At 41.5% G+C, this 22037-nt stretch carries 19 protein-coding genes; 14 read left to right on the top strand and 5 right to left on the bottom strand.

All coding sequences use genetic code 11. The features are described 5' to 3' along the window. Positions 1–129 precede the first annotated feature (129 nt). The 5 genes from E2H97_RS13890 (at position 130) to E2H97_RS13870 (ending at position 3715) form a co-directional block, all read left to right on the top strand. A complete protein-coding gene (locus E2H97_RS13890) occupies positions 130–945 on the top strand; it encodes a sulfite exporter TauE/SafE family protein (protein ID WP_425466810.1) in 816 nt (271 codons plus the stop codon). Between the two features lie 35 nt (positions 946–980). After that, positions 981–1790: a prolipoprotein diacylglyceryl transferase gene (gene lgt / locus E2H97_RS13885; protein WP_133407693.1), complete on the top strand. Its 810-nt coding sequence runs from the start codon at positions 981–983 to the stop codon at positions 1788–1790. Further along, positions 1787–2638, top strand: coding sequence for a thymidylate synthase (locus E2H97_RS13880; protein ID WP_133407692.1), 852 nt, complete (start codon positions 1787–1789; stop codon positions 2636–2638). Before lgt ends, E2H97_RS13880 begins: the two co-directional genes overlap by 4 nt. A 66-nt stretch (positions 2639–2704) precedes the next feature. After that, on the top strand, positions 2705–3214 hold the full coding sequence (locus tag E2H97_RS13875; RefSeq protein ID WP_133407691.1) for a hypothetical protein: 510 nt from the start codon (positions 2705–2707) through the stop codon (positions 3212–3214). A gap of 126 nt (positions 3215–3340) precedes the next feature. Continuing rightward, positions 3341–3715 carry a hypothetical protein gene (locus tag E2H97_RS13870; RefSeq protein WP_133407690.1) on the top strand — a complete coding sequence of 125 codons (375 nt, stop codon included), beginning with the start codon at positions 3341–3343 and terminating at the stop codon, positions 3713–3715. 116 nt (positions 3716–3831) lie between these two features. On the opposite strand, the gene E2H97_RS13865 is transcribed toward E2H97_RS13870, so the two are convergent. The 3 genes from E2H97_RS13865 to E2H97_RS13855 form a co-directional block, all read right to left on the bottom strand. Beyond that, on the bottom strand, positions 3832–5046 hold the full coding sequence (locus E2H97_RS13865; protein WP_133407689.1) for an alginate export family protein: 1215 nt from the start codon (positions 5044–5046) through the stop codon (positions 3832–3834). 121 nt (positions 5047–5167) lie between these two features. Continuing rightward, the gene (locus tag E2H97_RS13860; RefSeq protein WP_170308311.1) at positions 5168–6376 is read right to left on the bottom strand and encodes an MFS transporter; all 1209 of its coding nucleotides are present in this window, start codon (positions 6374–6376) and stop codon (positions 5168–5170) included. Positions 6377–6428: 52 nt separating this feature from the next. Then, complete coding sequence (locus E2H97_RS13855) at positions 6429–7034, bottom strand: hypothetical protein (RefSeq protein WP_133407687.1); 606 nt, start codon at positions 7032–7034, stop codon at positions 6429–6431. A gap of 116 nt (positions 7035–7150) precedes the next feature. Here E2H97_RS13855 and E2H97_RS13850 point away from each other — a divergent pair, with 116 nt between their 5' ends. The 3 genes from E2H97_RS13850 to E2H97_RS13840 all read left to right on the top strand — a co-directional run bounded on the left by E2H97_RS13850 (position 7151) and on the right by E2H97_RS13840 (position 9855). Then, positions 7151–7954, top strand: a complete 804-nt coding sequence (locus tag E2H97_RS13850) for an ABC transporter ATP-binding protein (RefSeq protein WP_133407686.1) — start codon at positions 7151–7153, stop codon at positions 7952–7954. After that, positions 7951–8952, top strand: coding sequence for a FecCD family ABC transporter permease (locus E2H97_RS13845; RefSeq protein WP_133407685.1), 1002 nt, complete (start codon positions 7951–7953; stop codon positions 8950–8952). Before E2H97_RS13850 ends, E2H97_RS13845 begins: the two co-directional genes overlap by 4 nt. Before the next feature lie 102 nt (positions 8953–9054). After that, a complete protein-coding gene (locus E2H97_RS13840) occupies positions 9055–9855 on the top strand; it encodes a hypothetical protein (RefSeq protein ID WP_133407684.1) in 801 nt (266 codons plus the stop codon). Between the two features lie 31 nt (positions 9856–9886). Here the strand turns inward: E2H97_RS13840 and E2H97_RS13835 are convergent, their stop codons facing one another. Next, positions 9887–11233 carry an alanine/glycine:cation symporter family protein gene (locus E2H97_RS13835; RefSeq protein ID WP_133407683.1) on the bottom strand — a complete coding sequence of 449 codons (1347 nt, stop codon included), beginning with the start codon at positions 11231–11233 and terminating at the stop codon, positions 9887–9889. Positions 11234–11564: 331 nt separating this feature from the next. Between E2H97_RS13835 and E2H97_RS13830 the strand changes: the two genes are divergently transcribed. From E2H97_RS13830 to E2H97_RS13810, 6 genes are all read left to right on the top strand, one after another. Next, positions 11565–12584 carry a hypothetical protein gene (locus E2H97_RS13830; RefSeq protein WP_133407682.1) on the top strand — a complete coding sequence of 340 codons (1020 nt, stop codon included), beginning with the start codon at positions 11565–11567 and terminating at the stop codon, positions 12582–12584. Between the two features lie 180 nt (positions 12585–12764). Then, positions 12765–14027 (top strand): efflux RND transporter periplasmic adaptor subunit, encoded by a 1263-nt coding sequence (locus E2H97_RS13825; protein ID WP_133407681.1) that lies wholly within the window; start codon positions 12765–12767, stop codon positions 14025–14027. Beyond that, the gene (locus tag E2H97_RS18875) at positions 14027–14164 is read left to right on the top strand and encodes a hypothetical protein (protein WP_170308310.1); all 138 of its coding nucleotides are present in this window, start codon (positions 14027–14029) and stop codon (positions 14162–14164) included. Before E2H97_RS13825 ends, E2H97_RS18875 begins: the two co-directional genes overlap by 1 nt. Positions 14165–14424: 260 nt before the next feature. Further along, entirely contained in the window at positions 14425–15153 is a 729-nt protein-coding gene (locus tag E2H97_RS13820) for an ABC transporter ATP-binding protein (RefSeq protein WP_133407680.1), read from the top strand. A gap of 158 nt (positions 15154–15311) precedes the next feature. Beyond that, the gene (locus E2H97_RS13815; protein ID WP_133407679.1) at positions 15312–16622 is read left to right on the top strand and encodes an ABC transporter permease; all 1311 of its coding nucleotides are present in this window, start codon (positions 15312–15314) and stop codon (positions 16620–16622) included. 9 nt (positions 16623–16631) lie between these two features. Further along, the gene (locus tag E2H97_RS13810) at positions 16632–17849 is read left to right on the top strand and encodes an ABC transporter permease (RefSeq protein ID WP_133407678.1); all 1218 of its coding nucleotides are present in this window, start codon (positions 16632–16634) and stop codon (positions 17847–17849) included. Between the two features lie 89 nt (positions 17850–17938). On the opposite strand, the gene E2H97_RS13805 is transcribed toward E2H97_RS13810, so the two are convergent. Continuing rightward, positions 17939–22012: a beta strand repeat-containing protein gene (locus tag E2H97_RS13805; RefSeq protein WP_133407677.1), complete on the bottom strand. Its 4074-nt coding sequence runs from the start codon at positions 22010–22012 to the stop codon at positions 17939–17941. Positions 22013–22037 lie beyond the last annotated feature (25 nt).

The raw sequence follows: 22037 nt of genomic DNA, 5'->3' as shown, positions 1-22037 counted from the left end.
TTCAATCATCATTGGCAAATAATTTGACTGGTCATTCAGCATGATTTCAATTTATATATTCAAATAATATTGCTTTGAGGCTGAGCCTGTTATCATAGAAAAGTTAACATTTTGATGGTTGAGGTTGAGTTGGATTCGTTTTGGATAGCCATTACAGTATTTATGGCTTTGGGTTCTTTGGTTGGGTTTATGGCTGGCTTGTTGGGGATCGGAGGTGGTCTCATCGTTGTTCCAGCCTTATTTTATTTATTACCACAAATGGGCGTTAATGCCGACTATGTTCCATTAATCGCTATTGCCACATCTTTGGCAAATATGGTTCTTACCACTTTTTCTTCTGTAGCCGCACATCATCGCAGGCAAAATTTAGATTGGGGTGTTGCCAAAGTTTTGGTTCCAGGGATCTTCATTGGTGCGGTGTTATCAGGCAGCGTGGCATCGCTTATCCCTGCCGAAGCCATGAAACAATTTTTTGCCATATTTGTCATTTTGATGGCTATCAATATGGCGAGACCAATCAAAGCTGAAGCTAATCAGAGAAGTTTGCCTCCCCCAACTATTCTGTTTGGAATGATGGTTCTCATTGCTATGTTATGTGGCATGCTCGGAATAGGTGGCGGCGTTATAATTGTGCCTCTACTTTGTTATTTCGGACAAAAAATGCAGCGTGCAGTCGGGCTTTCAAGTATGGCTGGCTTTTGTGTCGCGCTTGCGGGAAGCATTGGCTACATTGTTGCAGGGTGGAATGTCACCGATTTACCATCAGCGACAATAGGATATATTTATATACCGGCGTTGGTAGGCATTGCAATTACTTCAACATTAGTCGCTCCACTTGGAGTAAAAGCAGCAATGACGTGGCCGACTCCTGTCCTTAAAAAGGTGTTTGCCTTGTTTTTATTTTTTGTTGGTATTGAACTTGTAATTAGTTCATTCAGCGGTTAGTTTTATTCACAATTTTAATTGGTTACGAAAATACAATGGCATTAGAATTCCCACATATTGACCCAATCATGCTGCATTTAGGCACCTATGAAATTTTTGGGCAAACCTTTGAACCTGCTATCCGTTGGTACGGATTTATGTACTTAGTTGGCTTTGTTGCTGCGATGGTTTTATTAAATCGCAAAGCGGATAAATCCAATGGGGTTTGGACAAGAGATCAGGTTTCAGATTTGTTGTTCTATTCATTTTTAGGAGTCATTTTAGGTGGACGGATTGGCTATGTGCTGTTTTATCAGTTCGACTACTTCTTATCTGATCCTATGTATTTGTTTCGAATCACCGAAGGTGGAATGTCATTTCACGGTGGCTTGATTGGCGTAATTTTAGCTTTCGTTTATATCTGCTTTAGCCAGAAACGTAACTTCCTTGCTGTTGGTGATATGGTCGCCCCAGTAGTACCAATTGGTTTAGGTGCTGGACGCATTGGTAACTTTATTAATGGTGAACTTTGGGGAAGAGTAACCGATGTACCGTGGGGTATGGTGTTTCCTGGAGCAGGGCCGTTGGCGCGTCACCCATCTCAACTGTATCAATTTGCCTTAGAGGGCGTGGCGTTATTCTTAATCTTATATTGGTTCAGTAAACGTACCAATAAAGTTGGTGCAGTATCAGGTATGTTCTTACTTTGCTACGGTATCTTTAGAAGCTTGGTTGAATTTGTACGCCAGCCTGATGCCCAGCTTGGCTTATATTTAGGCGAGTTTACTATGGGGCAAATCCTTTCCCTACCAATGATTCTTTTAGGCTTATATCTTATCTTTAGAAAGCAAGGACTGCAGCAATGAAGCAATATTTAGATCTTTGCCAGCGTATTATTGATAAAGGCGTATGGGTTGAAAATAAGCGTACAGGAAAGCGCTGCTTAACTGTGATTAATGCCGATTTAACCTATCATGTTGATCGTAATGAATTGCCACTGGTGACGACACGCAAAAGCTATTGGAAAGCAGCTATCGCTGAGCTACTAGGTTATTTACGTGGTTACGATAATGCGGCTGATTTTCGTAAAATTGGCTGTAACACTTGGAATGCCAATGCGAATGATAACGAAGACTGGCTAGCGAATCCAAACCGAAAAGGTGAGGATGATATGGGCTTTGTATATGGCGCCGTGGCACGTAATTTTCCTAAACCAGATGGTGGTAGTGTTGATTTAATTAAGCAAGTCGTCGATGACTTATCTAAGGGCATTGATAATCGAGGTGAAATTATTACCTTCTATCATCCCGGCTCCTTCCACTTAGGTTGTCTTCGTCCTTGTATGTTCCAGCATCAGTTTTCTATTTTAGATGGCACCCTTTATTTAAACAGTTATCAACGCAGCCAAGACGTTCCTCTAGGTGGTAACTTTAATGCGGTTCAAGTGTTTGCTTTGCTTAAAATCATGGCGCAAATTACAGGCCTGAAAGCAGGTAAGGCCTATCATAAGATAGTGAACGCTCATATTTACGAAGACCAATTAGAGCTAATGCGAGATGTTCAGGTTAAACGCGAACCGTTTGCATCGCCTCAATTGCACATAAACCCTGAAATTAAGACCTTTGAAGATTTGGAAACATGGGTTACCTTGGATGACTTTGACGTGACGGGGTATGAACATCACGAAGCGATTAATTATCCGTTTTCAGTTTAAATCAAACGAATAACATCGAAAGCTAAGTCATTATGACTTAGCTTTTTTGTCGATATGGAAATCAAAATGAATAAAAACAAGAACAAACAAATAATACATTGGGAGAAGTGGACGGCACTTGGCACTGTTTTAATGGCTGTCTGTGCAATTGCGACTTCTTTATGGCAAGGGCATTTACTGAAAACCCACAATGAATTATCAATTTACCCTCACTTGGCGCTTGAAGTGAATACAGATCCGACTCCCAACGGCAGGATGACTTTAAGTATGTACATTAATAACCAAGGGCTAGGGCCTGCGAATGTGACTCATGTAGATATCTTTTGGGGAGATGAAAAGTTAAATAAAACCATAGATATTTGGAAGCAGATTAAATCTAAAGATTTCAAGAAAGATTGCCACAGAGGTTCAGGAAATATCAATCGATTCTATAAAGTTGAAGATAAACAAATGGTGATTAAAACGGTTAATTGCCCTTTAACATCCGAACAAATGTGGGAGTTGATGGATAATTTACGCTTTAAAGTAACGTACGAATCACTTTATGGTGAAGAGTTTGTACAAGAGTGGATGTAGGTGAGCCAAACTGTTTGTCACCAATATGCCCAATAAATGTGAATAAAAGGTTGATAATAATTAACTAAGTTGTTTTTGGCTAATCTAATACAATGTCTGTATTGAAGTATATTTTGTAGGTGCAAAATGGCAGCTCGTGCAGACTTAAATCCCGATGTGATAACTCCTAACTATGGGACAATTTCACCCAAACAGCCTGATACCCCTTCTCAATCATTTACTAATGCAGATAGGAGTTACTCGTTACTGGTGAACGTCGGAAAAAGTGCTCAACAGCCTCAAGCGCCACAGGGACAGTTTCATAAAGCTATTGATTTAACAGCGCTTAGCTATGCTGAACAAAAGCCTATTGTAGTGTCACAGTCATACTCAGTAAGTAAAGGAAGTAGTGACTTCGAATCAAGTATGATTATGGTGTGCTGCGTTTTATTGGTGATTGTATTGTTTATAGTAGGTATGGCAGTGGTTTGTTTATGGGCTGAAAATAAGTGGGGCTCATAGAGCTATACCAAGTCTAATAGCTTAAGTTGAGGCATTAATATAAGGCTAAGAAGCAAAACTTAACATGATATAAAAAACGGGCAAAAGCCCGTTTTTTTCATCCATAACTTAAATGATTAAAGATTAAAGTTTACATTAGCCATTAACCACAGCTTATCAGTATCAGCAGTTAAGCCTTTGTCTGAAGCCGAAGTCGTATCAGCATCATAACTCGCGTATTTTACTAGCACGGTAGTTGTTTTATGCACTTTAGCACTTGCTACTAAATCGTACTCAGTGCCGTAGTCACGTTTGTTATTGACTGATTCGAACTTGTGATAGAAAGCGGCCAAATTAACAGGGCCAACTTTGGTCGCGACTTTACCATAGTAATCTCTTAAGCCATCTTTGGGGGTGGCTAAGAACTTATCTGCAAAACCATTGAACTTGTGAGCTGTCGCTAACGGTGTACTAAAGCCATATTGACCGTGGTCATCACCCAGTTCTTCCATACCTAAGGTAAATTTGAAAGCGGAAACACTTGCTGTACCGTCGATTGCAAAATAGCCTGCGTCAAAATCACGATATTCTTGTTTCGCATAACTGGCATGTGCGCTTAACCAACCGAATTTACCTGTATAGTCAAAGCCAATCGTATTATTTTGATCAGGCCAATCGTTATCGTTCAACAGGTAAGCGAAAGCGGTCACATTCAACATCTCGCTTTGCTTATAAGTGGCGTTAATAAAGTGGAAATAACCGTTAAGAGAACTTTTAGGGCCGTCTGGACCAAAAATACGGTTAACGTGGTAAACAAAGCTGTAATCAAGTGAAAAATTATCATTGAAGGTGTATTGACCACGAGCACCATCAAACGTTTGCTCGTTTTGGCGCCACGCCACGCCACCTACAAAACGTTGGTTACCCAAATTAATACGCTGGCGACCCAGAGTGAACGCACCATTCTCACCTTGATACATCACATTTAACTGATTTAAATCAGTACCCGTTGGGTCCGCAACGACTGGATACCCTTTTACGTTGTCATGGTTATTACCGCTGTTATATCGCTCAGCACCAATACGAGTCACGTTATCGACTTCTGCTAGCACTCGATAGTTACTGAATGTGCCACTTTTAAAGGTGAGTCGGCTGCGAAGCGTTGAAGCATCAGCTTGTTCTTTAATGCCTTGTTGGTCGACATTCTCATAGCGATAGCGGAAGTTAAGGTTAGTAGAGCTACCCTCCAAAAAACCTGTATTACTATCAGCTAAAGCTGGTACTGATGAGATGCTACCGAGGACAGCTAATAAAACTGCCGATTTCTTAAAGCTTGGGCGTTTATTCATCATGGATTATCTCTCACTAGTGATTATTTATATTTGGTTTAATGCGTGAAGCTATTATGTGCTTTTTATTTTTTATGAAGTTGACCGAAATCAAGAGTAAATAATATTTGCTGTAGTCAGGCTATCAGTTATTGGAATTTAGACTTAGATTGAAATGGTCTTTCCAATAAAAGCTGGCTATAAACAGAGGGATGGAAATGAAGGCTGGTATCCATGAAATCGCTGAATTGACACCGTGGAGATTTAGCCACTCCATTAGCAAAGGAGAGCAACCTCCAATAGTTGAAAATGCCAGATTGAGACATAAAGCGATACCGGTAAATCTTATTTGAGTGGGCATAAGTTCACTGAGTGTGGCTTCATAAACGCCACTGATCAGAGCTGAATTAACAATTAGAGGTAAGAATGCTAAGAGTAAGCTGCACTTATAAAAGCAATGGTAGCTTAAAGGTAGTAGAAAGATGATGATACAACTGAGTCTGATTATTGGAATTCGTCCTATCTTATCGGACACTAAGCCAGAGACTATGGCGCCAATGCAGGTACATATGAAGCTCAGTAAAATGAATGTATGCATAGAGATTGGTAGCGCTAGAGTGATGTCTGAAAGATAGTAAAGTTGATAGATGCTAGAAATCGCAATGGCGGGAGCAGAGGTAATGAGGACTCCTAAAATGAGTTTACTTTTATATCGCCGTAGGAAGATTTTAGCAGGGAATGTTTCGACTTTATTTTTTAATTCTAGGAAGACTGGAGTTTCGGAAATAGATTGGCGTAAATACAGACTGAACAGACTAAATAATGCCCCTGCAATATACATTAATCGCCAGCCATATTGAGTAAAACTATCATGAGAAAGATAAGTCGTTAGCAAGACTAAAAGGCCACTGGCGACGACATTACCGCTTGTCACTCCTGCAACAATAAGTCCTGTGGTAAATCCTCTGCGGTTAATTTCACTATGCTCAGCAGCAAATACAATTGCTCCGGGTATTTCTCCACCTAGTGACAAGCCTTGTATCAAGCGCAGAAAAATCAAACAAATTAATCCGACATAGCCAGATTCGGCGTAGCTAGGCAATAATGCAATCCCAAAGCTGGCAGCGGTCATGATGGCTACTGTTTTTATGTACGTAGATTTACGACCTAATCGGTCGCCATAATGACTAAACCAAATTCCACCTATAATACGAGTCAAATACCCAGATGCAAATATGCTTAATAGGAGCAGCTGGTGAGTTTGTATATCGGAGTGAGGAAATAGTATCAGTCTTAATGTTGGTGCTAAGAAAATCAATAATGCAAAGTCATAAAATTCGAGCATAGAGCTCATAGTTGTTATGAGCTTTATTTTCGCAATTTGGTTCATCTCAGGCTATTGATAATCAGAAGTAAATATTCTGAGAGGTTCGAAAAGGATCTCCTTTCTGAGCGACGTCACCAGCAATCGTAACCAGAAGCGTTTTTGCAGCAATGCCCCCCATTTTTGTTCCTTGTGTGACTGTAGGTTGAACTGCATTTACTACGGGCTTAGGGACTAATGCCTGTGCTTGTTGCTGCCAAAGTATTGCAGTTCCCATTCTTGTTGTCACAGATAAAGCAACGTCCCAAAGGCTAGTTTGAGTGCCTTTCGGTTCGGAAGGCTCTTCATCAAGAACGTTATGATTAGCTAATTTTGCGGCGATTTCAGATACTGCGGCTCCAAAAGCTTGCGGCGTACCTTTTGTCTTTAAAGGGCCTGAACTTGTTATTAACACATCCCCTGCTCCTGATATAAAACGATAATAACCAGAGCTAGCAACTTCAGGGGCAACTTTATAAACAGCTTCATCTGCTAAGGATTTAACGAAGGCTACGCTACCGTTGATTGCTGCGGCTTTAACGCCACCGAACATCAAACCGCTCAACATCGCTCCTCCCACGGTTTCAGCCTTTTCGAATAACGTTGAATAACTTGGTGCTGGTTGCACTGCTGTTGTCATTTCTGTCATCAATTGCTCCTCGTTAGCACAGGGATAAATAGGTGGGATAATGGGAAAAGATGCTACACTAGCGTCCGATTTCGAAAAAATTAAACTTTATTAATCTGTTACTTAGGGTTGCTCTCGTGACAAATACATCCGTCAAGGTTTCTCAGCTTTCTTGGAGCCCAAACGATTCATTTGTGTTAGATGATATTCACTTCGAATTGAAAACAGGAAAAGTACTGGGAGTGATCGGGCCTAATGGATCAGGGAAATCCAGTATTCTTCGGTGTCTCTATGGCTATATTAAAGATTGCTCAGGCTCAATCAGACTATTTGATAAACCTCTGAAGGAATACTCTTCACTAGAGTTGGCTACCAAAATTGCCGTAGTACAACAAGATACTCCGAGTAATATTCACCTGACTGTTGAACAGCTGGTGGAACTTGGATTGACTCCTTATCAATCCTTATTGTCTTTAAAGCAACCTGATAAGGCACTCATTTTAGATGCGATTTCAACGGTTGGATTGTCTGATAAAGTCGGACAACAATTTCATACACTATCTGGTGGCGAGAAACAAAGAGCATTAATTGCAAGAGCTCTAGTCCAGCAACCTGAATTGTTGATTTTAGATGAACCAACAAATCACCTAGATATTCGATATCAGATCCAACTCCTCAGTATTATTAAGGAGTTATCTATCTCGGTTGTCATAACCATCCATGATTTAAATCTCGCCAGTGCTTTTTGTGATCAATTACTGTTGCTTAATACTGGAAAGGTTGTGGCTTATGATAAACCTACGAAGGTACTTACTCAGGAAAATATCTCAACCGTATTTGGAGTAGACTGTCAGATAACGGCAGATCCCGAACTTGCTAAGCCTCATATAAAATACTGCTATCAGCTTCAGCCGCAACGTAAAAACAAGGAACAAGCATGAAAAACGCCTTTGGTATGAATATCACAGGGTTGATGATGCTTATCATCAGTGTTTTTGTCTCGTTAAGTTTTGGCTCTGTAGAGACATCTTTTTCCGATGTATGGGAATCAATGATGGCTCCTACCTCAACGGATTTAATGAGCCGTATTATCATTGATCTTCGTCTTCCTAGAGTGATATTAGCCTTGTTAGCCGGTGTTGGATTAGCGGTAACAGGGCAGACATTACAAACGGTTACTCGAAATCCATTGGCCGACCCTTATTTATTCGGGATAAGTTCAGGGGCTTCATTTGGCGCAGTTGCTTTTACCATCTTAGCGGCCTCTGTTGGTGTAACTGCGAGTCTTGCAGCGTCGTTAGGGATCACTGCTTTTGCTTTTACAGGAGCCGCTGCTTCGGTTTTTTTAGTTTTGATTCTATCTGGGGTTCATCAACAACTTCAGGTAGAGCGAATGCTGTTATCTGGGGTGGCGATTTCATTCATGTTTTCGGCATTCAGTAGCTTGTTGCTTTACTTTGCTCAACCTCAAGCCGCAGCCTCTGTTTTATTTTGGGGGCTTGGCAGTTTTACTCAGGCTAATTGGGAGATGTTGCTATGGCCAACGATAGTTGTTACTTGTTCCATATTGGCTCTACAATTGCTTCAACCTTGGATTAATACTCTACAGCTTGGAGATGAAACCGCGCAAACCCTTGGTGTACCAGTTCAAAAATTACGCTTGAGTGTACTGCTTATTTGCTCTCTTATTACGGCTGTTTTAGTCGCAAATTGTGGAGGAATAGGTTTTGTTGGCTTAATGATACCGCATTTGGTTCGTATGATATTTCGAACAAACTCTTTAGCACTTTCAGGCTTAGTTGGGGGCATTTTTATGGTGTGGGTTGATGTGCTTGCTCGTACTCTTTTATCTTCGCAAGAATTGCCAGTTGGTATCATCACAACGGCATTAGGCAGTGTATTCTTTATTGGAATTATGAGTCGTAAAACTCATAGCTGACTTCTCGTTAAGTAAACTTCTTATTAAAAATGGTTTAGTTTTTTAGCCAAGTTTGGCTATCAGGGGTATCTTTAAACTGTGCTGGTTATCAGGGCTTAAGTCATGTCTGAAATATCAAATACAGCAGCAATCTATGAAAATCGGTTCCTAAGAGCTTTCAATATTGGTCCTAAACAATACCAAGGAATACATAATGCGAAGAGCCGTGAAGAGGCTCGACAGTATAGAACTGTGTGGCAAAAGATCAGTGATTGGTTTTTTGGAGAAAACTACCGAGTGTATGATCAGCTAAACTTGCTGCTACGTTATTCAAATAAAGATGAAATAAATTTAGAGCAACTGCATTATTTAATGTTGGCATTTAATGAGTTGAGAGACTGTTGTTGTTATGAATTTGAAGAGATGTTTAGAGTTAACATTATTGATTCAGGGCAGGGGCGTTTTAGCTTTTCTTTTAATATAAAAGGGCTAGGAGATTTGCACGTACCACAAGATGATTCGGAACATCCACAAGCCGTTGCAGAAAATTATGACCGAGAGCCAACAGTTGTTGCATATGCTTCACGTGGAGGTTGGGAAAAACCATTATACGCTTCAACTTCATTACCCATTCCGATAACGATTCAACCTCAACGACAAGGGCGAAGAAGAACTCAGCCTCTTTCTGGAGTACAGCGAGAAGTAGAGAACATTCTTGCACACGCTAGATTCGATCTTGATATGCTAAATCAATGTATTATTCGAAGGGAGGCAACAGCTAACACTCTTGAGAAAAAATGGAACGAAGATATTAGAGATCTTATGGAAGGGACTTTTTTACAAGCAATTGAAGATTTACAACAAGTTGATCCTGAAAGAAAGTGGGATCTTAAGCAAGTCCAGAGACGGATTGGTAAAAAGTAGGGCAGACATTGTCTGCCCTGTCTATTATTAGCTATTTATTCGCAAAGTACTCTTTGGTTAACTTAAAGACCACAGGGCTAAGTAGCAGTAGAGCGATCAAGTTTGGTAAAGCCATCATTGCATTTAAAGTATCTGCCAATAACCAGATGAATTTTAAAGAGCTTACCGCGCCAATTGGAATCGCAATAATCCATAAAATTCTAAATGGCAGTACGGCTTTCACACCAAATAAGTACTGAAGACATTTTTCAGAATACAAACTCCAGCCCAAAACAGTAGTAAAAGCGAAAATGGCTAATGCGATTGAGACAATATGCTCCCCCGCCGGAATCGCGGTTGCGAAAGCTTGAGAAGTTAATGCCGCACCATCTGCGCCAGAAGTCCACTCACCTGATACAACAATCGCTAAGCCTGTAATTGAACATACAATCAAGGTATCAATAAAAGTACCTAGCATAGCAACTAAACCTTGAGACACTGGGTTTTTAGTTTGAGCTGCAGCGTGTGCAATCGGCGCACTACCTAAGCCTGCTTCGTTAGAAAACACACCGCGAGCCACACCAAAGCGAATGGCAGCCCAGACTGCTGCACCAGCAAAACCACCAGTAGCGGCTGTGCCATTAAATGCTGAGTTGAAAATAAGGGCAACGGCTGCTGGAATTTCAGAAATGTTTACGATAAGCACGAACAAACCAGCACTGATATAGAAGAGAGCCATTAGAGGAACAAGCTTACCTGCCACATCAGAAATACGTTTTATTCCCCCCATTAGCACTAAGCCAACTAGTATCATCATTGCAATACCAGTCATTAGAGGGTCGATACCAAAACTAGATTCTAAGGCATGAGCTACTGAGTTTGATTGAACCGTATTACCAATACCAAAACCAGCAATTGAACCGAAGACAGCGAAAGCACCACCTAACCATGCCCATTTTTTGCCTAAGCCGTTTTTGATGTAAAACATTGGGCCGCCAATGTGGTTGCCATTTTCATCTGTTTCACGATATTTGACAGCAAGAACAGCTTCTGCAAATTTTGTCGCCATACCCACAAGGGCTGTACACCACATCCAAAATAGTGCGCCGGGGCCACCAAGAACAATGGCAGTAGCTACACCAGCAATATTACCTGTACCTACTGTGGCTGAAAGTGAAGTCATCAAAGCATTAAAAGGGCTGATTTCGCCTTCTTTCTCATCCCCTTGCTTGGGGCTACGACCACGCCAAAGTAGCTTAAACCCTGTACCGAGCTTGAGTATTGGCATTAATTTAAGGCCAATAGTAAGGAATAACCCTACACCCAAGATAGCAACCAGCATTGGTACACCCCATACAACGCTGTTTACCGCCGAAATCCAGCTAGTAAGCATTTCCATAACACTTTTTCCTGTGTTTTATTAAATTAGAACCCAAAATTTGATTTGAGTGATTGTTGTAATTTGGTTAACAACTTATCGAAAACCACTGAGCTTGCCAAGTTGAAGATTGCATATTTATGTCATAAAAAACAAAAAATGTTTTTTCAAGTCGTTCTAAAATCATAAAACCACAAGGGATTAATAAGGATTAACAGTACTTTAATGTGGGTTATATATTTGAATTTAAACAAGTATTTTTATTGGTGAACCCGTGTGGTTATTTTGTGACTAGATTTTTAATTTTTGAAGAATAAAGTAATTTTTATCCTAACTTCAAATAGTTACTCAAATGAGTTTTGACAAAATAGGTTCTGATGAAACTTTGCAAAGTCAGAATGACTACTCTACAAATGATCTTGATGCTGAGCCACAAGATTTTCATTCTGCTGGTTTAGATCAGCAAAATGTCTTTACCAAACAGACAACAGTTGAAGGCAAACCTCAAAAAGATAGAGCTGAACGACTAGAGGCCAAACCTTTAATGGGATCTGAAAAACCTCAACCGCACCCAGAGGTACAAATTAAAATTAAGCCGTTGGCTGTCGAAACAAAATCCATTCGCGATGAACTTCTTGCCACAGCACAAAGAAGGAAAGAGGTGAGTGGTGCTTCTGCATCTTCGGAGGTAGGTGGTATTAGTGCAAGCCGTGATGAAGATAAGCCTAAAATGACGCCAAGCAAGCCAATAAAGGTGGTCTCGCCATTACGAACTAAGGTTGTTGAGCAAGATGATGGTCATTTAGCTGATGATGAAGAAGAGCATAGTGTTGGGAGTATGAAGTATATTCCTGGTACTAATATTGCTGAATTCCCTTTACAAAGGCCGGTGCTGTTTTCACAAAAAGAGCAGCCAGCTCTGCAAACGGGAGCAAAGTCTAACAAAATACCAATGAGTTACCCCAAAGTAGCATCTGAAGTAGCAGGGGCACGTGGTTCAAGTCTTGAAATGTCTGCTCAAGTTATGCATACAGCAGGGAGTGCTAGATTTGATCCTTCTACGCTAACAAAAGGCAGTGAGGTTGTTACTGAGTTTCCGAAACATAGAGTTAGCGGTTTTCAGAGTAAGGATAGTCAAAGGCGTGATGCAATGAGAAACAGGGATTATCACGATAATTTGTTAGGTTATGGCATTCGAACTGTAGGGGCAAGAAAAGTTCAGCCACAACCGCCTGCTCCAGTTGGTGAAGGTCAGAGATTGGTAGAACCTAAACCACCCTCTCAAGGCAAGAAAGAGATCACAGAAACAAAGGTTTTGACTGACGATGAGCTGAGAAGAAAAAGGCTTGAAAGGTTAAAAAATCTAAAATAATCATTTTTTATTCGTTACGTAAATAAACCGGACACTAAGCGGACAGTGAGCGGTGTCCGTGGACATTCTAATATTTCTATCAAATCTAATTTTTTTCAGTAAGCTTCTGTTAATTAAGGTTAAAGTGTTTTGGCACACTAACTGCTAATCCTAAGGTAAGATAAAACATGGATAGCGGTTATGATTCAGGACACCAGCAGACAAGATACTAGTTTAAGGCCTTCAGCTAAAACAAGACTAATGAAGCCTTTGGGTCTAATTGCCATTTTCTCAGCTGTTTGTGCTGGAATATGGGTGACGCTAGGAAGCGATTCAGCCAGTCATTCGATAGATAAAGATGAGCTTAGACTATCAACTATCATACGCGGTGATCTGACTCGCGATATTGCGGCAACAGGTAAAATTGTGGCTGCTAATGCCCCTGTGTTATACAGCACAGAAGCGGGTGTGGTTACCTTGGTGGGTAAGCCAGGAGATCAAGTTAAAGCCGGTGATATTCTTGCAACCATCACCAGTCCTTCATTAGCCAACCAAGCAAAGCAGCAGCAATCGACGCTTTCTGCGATGAAAAGTGAGTTTGAACGAACCAAACTTACAGCGCGTAGCGAGCAACTTACTGCTCAACGCAGTCTCGATATGGCGCAAGTCGAAATGGCGGCAGCCGATCGTGAAAATCGTCGCGCGCAGCTACTCATCAAAGATAATCTGATTTCAAAAATCGATTTTGAAAAAAGTAAAGATGATCTCAATAAAGCGAAGCTTCAATACAAGCATGCCAGCCAAGAGCTTGAGTTGATCAGAGAACGACTCGCATTCGAAGTAAAAAATAAATCGTTAGAAGTTGAGCGACAAGCCTTAGTCGTAGCCGATTTAGAAAGGCAATTACAAGAGCTACAAATTAAAGCGCCTGTTGATGGCATCATCGGCAACTGGTTAGTAGAACAAAAAGCTCGTATAGCCGCCAGTCAGCCTGTACTGACCGTGGTCGATTTAAGTGCCTTTGAAGCTGAGCTTTCAGTACCTGAATCTTATGCCGATGAAATTGGTTTAGGCATGGATGTGGAGCTAAATATTGGCGGTAACAAAATTATGGGTAGTTTATCAGCCATTTCACCAGAAGTTCGAAATCGTGAAGTAACCACTCGTGTTCGCTTTACTCAAAACTCATCTCTTAAGTTAAGACAAAACCAGCGTTTATCAGCCCGAGTACTACTTGAAAACAGACCAAATGTATTAATGGTCAAACGCGGTGCTTTTGTGAGTTCAAGTGGTGGTCGTTATACCTATCAACTGGATGATGAACTGGCAAAGCGTATTTCTATTCAACTTGGTGCTCAGAGTATGAGTCACATCGAAGTGCTATCTGGGGCAAAAGAAGGGGACGTTTGGGTTGTGTCTGATCTGTCCAGCTTTAAAGAGTCCGATCAAGTGAGGGTTCGATAATGAAACGTAAGCTGATTGCTGCAATGGCATTACTGCTATTAACTGTCGCATTTCACCATGTGTTTGCAGAAGTTAATCATTGGTCGGTAATGGGGCTAGTTGCAATCGAAATCACGGAATTAGTTTTTAGTAGTTAAACAAAATTGTGAATAAGCTTGAGAGCTCCGAGGGAACAATAATGAAAACGCCAACAGAAGCGCACATCTGATAGGCAGGAAGCCTGAATGCCATGAAGCACATGGATGTGCGTGAATGGCCATGTGCTGACGACCGTGACATCCTGTCACGGACGGTTGTCTTATTTCATTATTGTTCCTCTATGGTTTTCTCAGCATGCTCGCCATCTACGTATTTGGTGAGTAAATAGATTTGAAAATTTGAGATAAGGAAATTCAGTATGTTGAAAATGAATAATGTCAGCAAAATTTTTAAAACCGAGCTGGTGGAAACTCATGCATTGCGTGATTTTAATCTCACAGTGAATGAAGGCGAATTTGTGGCAGTGACGGGACCTTCGGGTTCAGGAAAAACCACCTTTTTAAACATTGCTGGTTTATTGGAGCCATTTAGCCAAGGGGAATTCGAATTAGATGGTATTGATGTTTCTAATTTAAATGATAACCAAAGAACACAAATTCGAAATGAAAAAATCGGTTTTATCTTTCAAGGGTTTAATTTAATTCCTGATTTGAACTTAGCCGAAAACGTAGAAGTACCATTGCGTTACAGAGGGATGGGACGTAAAGAGCGCCAACAACGAGTCAATGCCTCGCTTGAACAAGTGGGATTAGGTTCTCGTCATCGACATTTGCCTTCACAGCTTTCTGGTGGTCAGCAACAACGTGTGGCTATTGCTAGAGCATTAGCGGGTGAGCCACGTTTTCTACTCGCTGATGAACCAACAGGTAACTTGGATAGCCTAATGGCGCGCCAAGTGATGGAACTATTGGAAGACATCAATCGTAAAGGCACCACCATCATCATGGTAACCCATGATCCAGAGCTCGCTCGTCGAGCGCAAAGGAATATTCAAATAGTGGATGGTCAAGTGTGCGATTTCACCATGTATCAACCGCAGCAAGACACTGGAAAAGAAACCAAATTAGAAGAAGCATTGAGTGAGTAGATTTATGTGGTTCAGAGAGTACAGCCAAGAAAACACCGACACGCTGCAAGCCCATCCATGGGTGCTTGACCTCGGCATCCATGCCTCGGACAGTCGGCTTATTTCTTAACAGTACTCCAGTTCACTCTGTTGAATACTCAAAATTTAAGGAAAGAAAAATGTTTCTACATTATTTAGATTTAGCGTGGCGAAGTATTCGCAAAACGCCGGCATTGTCACTACTAATGGTGATCGCTATCGCGATTGGTATTGGCATTACAACTACAACACTCAACATTTACCAAATGATGGCGTTTAATCCAACGGGTGAAAGAAGTGAGCAGTTACATGCAGTGCAGTTATGGAGTCAAGGTACTGATACATGGGATGAATTTCATATGCAGGTCACGTATCAAGATGCTATGAACTTGAGAAAGTTATCACCGCAATTTAAGCAGTTAGTGCAAATGCGCTCAGGCATGGTGATTCAATCAGATAACAAAGATTTCGAGCCTGAGTTAAGAGCTGTTCGAGTAACCGATGGTGATTTTTTTAGTATGTTCTCTGTACCATTTCGTTATGGGAGTTCATGGAGCAAACAAGTTGATGAAAGTGCTGCCTATCAAGTGGTGATTAGCGAAAACTATAACCAAAAAATCTTTGGCGGTGGTGACAATGTGGGTAAAACTATTTTCTTGAATCGAAAGCCATATCAAATCGTTGGCATCATTGATAGCTGGAATCCTCAACCTAGATTTTATGATCCTATGAATGGTGCCTTTAGTAATGCTGAAGAAATTTTTGTTCCTTTTTCATTATTAGCCATTGAGAAATACCAAGTTTGGGGAAATACCAGTGGCTGGAAATATGAAGAAGTTAAAACCTTTGAAGATAAACTGTTATCCGAAAAAGTATGGCTACAGTTCTGGATTGAGTTAAACACTGTAGAAGAACGTCAGCAATATAAACAAATTTTGACGGATTATGTGGCAGAACAGAAAGCACTAGGACGCTTTACTGATAATAAGTCTGCATCAGAATCACATAAGCTCAATACGGTTGAAGAATGGTTAGAGCACTCTGAAGTGGTAAAAGAAGATAATCGTATTTTAGTTGGCTTGAGCTTTTTATTTCTCTCTGTTTGTTTGGTTAATATTCTTGGCTTGATGCTCACAAAATTTTTAAAACGCGCACCAGAAGTTGGCGTAAGGAGAGCCATTGGTGCCAGTCGCTTTCAGATCTTTAGCCAGTATATGGTGGAAGTCGGCATTATTGGATTATTAGGCGGTATTACTGGTTTAGTTCTTGCTTCAGGCCTACTTTACTTGCTTGGTGAGCGATTTGCCATGGATTCATCATTAATTAGTCTTAGCCATAGCATGTGGTTTATTGCGCCTTTTATCGCCATTGTTACGACGTTACTGGCAGGTGTTTTCCCTGCATGGAAAGTCTGCCATACCAAACCAAGTATCTATTTGAAAAGCCAGTAAGGGAATACCATGTTACATATCAAACCTATTGTTAGTGCCTTATGGCGAAGTAAAAGTGGCCCTGTTCTGTTGTTACTGCAAATCGTTTTATCGGTGGCGATAGTGGCAAATGCGAGTTTTATTATCCATGAACGACTGCAAAAGATGACGCGTGATTCAGGGATTGAAGAGCAAGAAGTATTAACCATTAACGTTTATAACTTTGGTGAAAATGTCGATTACGATTTACAGCGTCGCAAAGACATTGAAATCATAAAAGCATTACCAAATGTAAAAAATGCTTCATTAGTGAGTATGTTGCCGATGAGTGGTAGTGGTTGGTCATCGGGGTTTACAGCTGAGCCTTATGATCCTAAGAAACCACATCAACACTCTGTGTCTTCAGGGATTTATTTTAATGACCACCATTTCATCGATACATTTGGGTTAACCTTAGTTGAAGGAAGAAATTTTCGAGCTGATGAAATCAGTTTTTCTCAAAATCTTTCGGATGTGAAAGCTATCATCTCAAAAGCGTTTGCGACAGAAATGTGGGGGAATGAATCTGCAATTGGAAAGAAGTTCTATCACGGTTTTAAGGAGCACATTACCGTAGTCGGTGTGTTGGAGTTTCTACAGGGTGATAGTGTAGGGAGAGATACCTTTGAAAATGGGATCATTCTCAGTTACGACTTTATTGGGGCGGGTAAGAATGCTATTTATACCATCAGAGCCAATGTAAAAGATATTCCTCAATTAGAAAAAGACATCAAAGATGCATTGATGGCTGATAACCCTTATCGAGTATTTCAAGGTTTCGAGACCATTGCAGAAATCCGAAAAGAAGCATACCGAAATGATGCTCTAATGGTTAGTGCATTGTCGATGATCATTGTTCTTCTTTTGGTTATTGCCTCTCTAGGTCTATCTGGCATGGTAATGTTCAATATTCAAAAACGCACCAAACAGATTGGTACTCGCCGAGCATTAGGAGCGAAAAAGCGCGATATCATCCAGCAGTTTTTAATGGAAAATTATCTGATTTGTGCTGCTGGTGCTTTGCTTGGTGGGATACTTGCTGTCCAGTTAGGTAATCAATTAATGCGCCACTATAACTTGCCTATGTTGGATCTGAGTTACGTCTTTTTCACTGTCGCTGGGTTGTTTGTTGTTACCACTATTGCAGTGTTGCTTCCAGCAAGAAAAGCGGCGGCTATATCGCCAGCAATTGCGACCAGAAGTGTTTAACTAAGTAATCATCACATTAGGTCAGGCTACTAAATGAAGAAAGAGCAGCTAATTGCTGCTCTTTCAAAGTGTGTTGATTTAGTAATAGATTAAGGCGTTGATATACACGAGACATAAACTGGCGTTGTGGCTCTGGGGAAAGTGCCATTTGATGTATTATTGAGTGACTCACTTGTCATGTCTGCACCAGATATTGATGTCGTTGCATATAAGTAAAACGTTGGCCATCCTGCAAAGTCCCACATGCTTCCTCTATTTGATTGAAGTCCGCGAATTTGGGCTCGGGTAGCTCTAGCCCAGTTGTTTCTGCCACCGAAAGAGAATGAGTTTAAATCGTCACACCAAGCTTGATATTGTCCGCCAGAACCATCATCTGGACCCGCTTGTGTGAACCTCCCAAAGCCTCCTCCACTTGGCCCTTGATTACCATTTTCAGTAAAAATTATCGAATAGTTCTTTGATGAGCCTGCCCCTTGTGTGTAACTCAAAGCCTGTAATGCAGGTAGACTTGGGGATGAGGTAAACCAATTATTACTGGAGTCGGTAGCAACTTTTATACAAGCGGTGCTGGCATTACTTTTGTCTGTATTGTTTACCTCTGCTCCACAAAGCCCAACGGCTGCCGTGGGAGTGACAGTAACATTTATATTTTGGTTAAAGCTCCCCATAGTTACAGTGATTGTGGTACTACCCGTTGCAACCCCTGAGATTTGGCCTGAGGTTGATACCCTGGCAATTGTATCATCTGAGCTCGACCAAGTTGCCGATGCTGATATATCACTGGTTGAGTTGTTATTGTATCTTCCCGTTGCCACTATGTTGTAATTTTGGCTTGCAGCTATGATGGCTTGAGATTGAGATACTTGTATGCCCGTCAATTGAGCCGCAGTTACATTTACGGTTATATCATTGCTAGTTTGACCGCTTAGAGAAGCATGTACTGTTGCTTGTCCTACGTTGGCTCCACGTAAAAGTCCACTTGGTGTAACCGTAGCTATATTGGTATCTGAACTATTCCAGTTCACAGTACTGGTGATATTCGCTGTCGTCGAATCACTGTAGGTTCCTGTTGCAGTTAGTTGTTGGGTAAGGCCATCAATAACACTGATGGGGGTAGTTGGAGTCACTTGAATACTATCAAGAACCGCTGCGGTCACTTGAATCGAAGCGCTTCCCCCTAGGCTTCCAATGTTGGCTCTTATCGTTGCAGAGCCTTCATTGACAGCTGAAACTAAACCAGAGTCGCTTACGGTTGCGATATTGTCATCAGAGCTTGTCCAGCTGACTTGAGTATTTAAATTTCTCGAAGTGCCATCTGAAAAATTACCAACGGCATTATATTGAACCGTATTGCCTTTAGGTGCCGAATTAGGTGTAGCCTGAATTTGTATGTTGTTAATGACGGCTGCGGTGATAGTGGTATTAATGGTGTTACTGCTGACGCCATCTAATGCTGCAGAAATAGTGACTGAACCCTCATTCACTCCTGTCACTAAGCCAGCATTTGATACGGTTGCGATATTGTCGTCAGAACTCGTCCAATTCACGCGGTTTGAAATGTCCGCTGTTGTTGTATCTGTGTATGTCCCTGTTGCGGTGAATTGTTGAGTTCTTCCGTTAGGAATGCTTTGATTGCCTGTTGGTGTAACTTGTATCTGTGTTAATTCTGCCGCAGTAACAGTAAAGGCGGCTTGATTACTGGTTACACCTGACATAGATGCAGTAATGGTTGATGTGCCAACATTTTCCCCTTTTGCTAATCCTGCGGGAGTAATTGTCGCATTATTCTTATCTGAACTATTCCAGCTAGCTGAATCAGTAATTGTCTGCGTTGTGCTGTCACTAAAAGTCGCAACAGCAGTAAACTGAGCGGTGTTTCCTTTTGGAACGGTGAGTGTGTTAGCAGTTACTTGAATAGAGTCTATGACCGCATCAGTAACGGTGACGTTAGCCGTATTACTGGTTACTGTTCCCATTGTTGCGTTAATTGTCGTTTGACCAACAGTCACGCCATCTACTAGACCAGCTGGAGTTACAGTTGCAACCGCAATACTTGAACTACTCCAACTGACTTTATTGGTGATATTGCTGGTACTGTTATCGGTATAAGTTCCCATTGCGGTATATTGCTGATTTCGTCCTTTGGCAATACTGGAAGTGGCAGGGGTAATTTGAATTTGGGTCAATGTCGCAGCGGTGACTGTAATGTTGGAATCGTTACTCGTAACGCCGTCTCTCACAGCCGAAATGACTGTCGTTCCTTCATTTACAGCGGTTGCGAGTCCTGCACTACTAACGGTGACCGTTGTATCGCTGTCTGTTTCCCATGTGACCTGGTCGGTAATATTAACAACACGACCGTTGTTGTAAGTTCCTTCGGCTGTGTATTGTTGAGTCAGTCCCTTGGCAATGCTTACGGTTGCAGGAGTGATTTGTATTGAAGTAAGTTGAGCTGCCGTAATGGTTAAGTTCAAGGTGTTACTGTCTATGCCGTTTAAGTCGGCTGAAATAGTGGTGGTGCCGTCATCAAGACCAGAGGCTAAACCTTGTGGGTCAATGGTGGCTTTTGAAGTGTCAGAGCTACTCCAACTGACGGAGCTAGTTACATTTGCTGTAGTGTTATCACTGTATGTGCCTGTGGCGGTATATTGAAGCTTGTTACCTTCGATGACCGTATTAGCACTGGCGGTAATTTGTAATTGGGTTAATACGGCAGCGGTAACGGTAAGTGTCGCATCATTACTTCTCACGCTATCTTCTGTTGCATGAATCGTCGACTCCCCAGTATTAACACCGTTTGCTGTACCATCCTCTCCAATCGTGACGTTATCAGTGTTGGAACTATTCCAGCTGACTGAGTTGGTGATGTTACGGGTTGATTTGTCCGTATAAGTTCCTGTTGCGATAAAGGCTTGGCTTCGACCTTTAGCAATGCTTTGAGTCGCAGGAGTGACTTGAATTGAAGTGAGTTCTGCTGCCGTAACCGTCATTGCCGCATTATTACTGGTTATGTTCCCCATGGCTGCTTGTATCGTCGACTCACCTTCAGTGTCGCCTGTTGCAAGCCCTTTGTCGTCAATGGATACATTGTCCTCACTTGAACTACTCCACACGACTGTGTTGGTAATATCCTCAGATGTTTGGTTGGTATAAATGCCTTTAGCCGTAAATTGCTGAGTTGTTCCTTTTGCAAGACTAGTTTGTGCTGGGGTTATTTGGATAGACGCTAATTGAGCATCACTGACGGTAAGCTTCAGCTGATTACTGCTTATGTCATTGAGAGATGCCGATATTTGAGTGTCTCCTTGATCAACGGCTTTAAGTAATCCTTTGTTATCAATGGTGGCTATACTCGTTTCCGAGCTCGCCCAACTCACAGAATCGCTGATATTCTGGGTGCTTTTATCGGTATAAGTTCCCGTTGCTGTGTATTGCTGAGTTAATCCTTCAGGGAGGTTATTTTCTGCTGCAGTGACTTCAATGGCCGTCAAGGTAGCAGCGGTTACTGTTAGAGTTGCTGTATTACTTTCAATATCGCCCTCTTTGGCTTGTATGGTCGCACTACCAATGTCAGGTGTTGCCGCAAGCCCTTTATCGTTGACACTGACCTTAGTGGCGTCTGAACTCGTCCAATCAACAGAGTTTGTGATATTTACTGTCGTATCATCGCTGTATGTTCCAATTGCGGTATATTGTTGGGTCAGTCCCTTGGGTAAGCTGTTTGTCGCGGGCGTGATTTGAATGGCTCGTAAAGCGGCGTCTGTAATGGTTAATTTTGCCTGATTACTGGTTACGCCATCGAAACTTGCGGTGATTGAAACTTCACCCTTTGTGAGTCCTTTGGCTAGACCTGCAGCATCAATACTTGATACCGCTGGCGTTGAACTTGCCCACGTTACCGAGCTACTGATGTTTTTCTTGGTATTGTTCTTATAAGTCGCGATTGCATAGTATTGGATGTTTACCCCTTTGGGGATCTCAACTTGGCTGGTACCTCGGGAAGGGTGACTCACAGGAGATATCTGAATGGAAACAATATTATGGGAACGAGAGTGGTGATGTAACGGACAACCACTCAAGGTTAATAGGCCAAAAACAATAATCATCCATTGACGAACATAGTGACTCCAAACTTTTTGAGGGCAAACAGAAAAAGCGTTCATAGTTGCTTCTCCAAGCTGGGAAAGG

Source organism: Parashewanella tropica (assembly GCF_004358445.1).
GTDB lineage: Bacteria > Pseudomonadota > Gammaproteobacteria > Enterobacterales > Shewanellaceae > Parashewanella > Parashewanella tropica.
Note: the sequence above shows the minus strand (reverse complement) of the source record. Positions and strands in the feature narration are given on the sequence as shown.

Excerpts from the sequence above, each read along its gene's own strand:
- lgt (WP_133407693.1), top strand. The coding sequence starts at position 981 with ATGGCATTAGAATTCCCACATATTGACCCAATCATGCTGCATTTAGGC.
- E2H97_RS13880 (WP_133407692.1), top strand. The coding sequence starts at position 1,787 with ATGAAGCAATATTTAGATCTTTGCCAGCGTATTATTGATAAAGGCGTA.
- E2H97_RS13875 (WP_133407691.1), top strand. The coding sequence starts at position 2,705 with ATGAATAAAAACAAGAACAAACAAATAATACATTGGGAGAAGTGGACG.
- E2H97_RS13870 (WP_133407690.1), top strand. The coding sequence starts at position 3,341 with ATGGCAGCTCGTGCAGACTTAAATCCCGATGTGATAACTCCTAACTAT.
- E2H97_RS13865 (WP_133407689.1), bottom strand. The coding sequence starts at position 5,046 with ATGATGAATAAACGCCCAAGCTTTAAGAAATCGGCAGTTTTATTAGCT.
- E2H97_RS13860 (WP_170308311.1), bottom strand. The coding sequence starts at position 6,376 with ATGAGCTCTATGCTCGAATTTTATGACTTTGCATTATTGATTTTCTTA.
- E2H97_RS13855 (WP_133407687.1), bottom strand. The coding sequence starts at position 7,034 with ATGACAGAAATGACAACAGCAGTGCAACCAGCACCAAGTTATTCAACG.
- E2H97_RS13845 (WP_133407685.1), top strand. The coding sequence starts at position 7,951 with ATGAAAAACGCCTTTGGTATGAATATCACAGGGTTGATGATGCTTATC.
- E2H97_RS13840 (WP_133407684.1), top strand. The coding sequence starts at position 9,055 with ATGTCTGAAATATCAAATACAGCAGCAATCTATGAAAATCGGTTCCTA.
- E2H97_RS13835 (WP_133407683.1), bottom strand. The coding sequence starts at position 11,233 with ATGGAAATGCTTACTAGCTGGATTTCGGCGGTAAACAGCGTTGTATGG.
- E2H97_RS13830 (WP_133407682.1), top strand. The coding sequence starts at position 11,565 with ATGAGTTTTGACAAAATAGGTTCTGATGAAACTTTGCAAAGTCAGAAT.
- E2H97_RS13825 (WP_133407681.1), top strand. The coding sequence starts at position 12,765 with ATGATTCAGGACACCAGCAGACAAGATACTAGTTTAAGGCCTTCAGCT.
- E2H97_RS18875 (WP_170308310.1), top strand. The coding sequence starts at position 14,027 with ATGAAACGTAAGCTGATTGCTGCAATGGCATTACTGCTATTAACTGTC.
- E2H97_RS13820 (WP_133407680.1), top strand. The coding sequence starts at position 14,425 with ATGTTGAAAATGAATAATGTCAGCAAAATTTTTAAAACCGAGCTGGTG.
- E2H97_RS13815 (WP_133407679.1), top strand. The coding sequence starts at position 15,312 with ATGTTTCTACATTATTTAGATTTAGCGTGGCGAAGTATTCGCAAAACG.
- E2H97_RS13810 (WP_133407678.1), top strand. The coding sequence starts at position 16,632 with ATGTTACATATCAAACCTATTGTTAGTGCCTTATGGCGAAGTAAAAGT.
- E2H97_RS13805 (WP_133407677.1), bottom strand. The coding sequence starts at position 22,012 with ATGAACGCTTTTTCTGTTTGCCCTCAAAAAGTTTGGAGTCACTATGTT.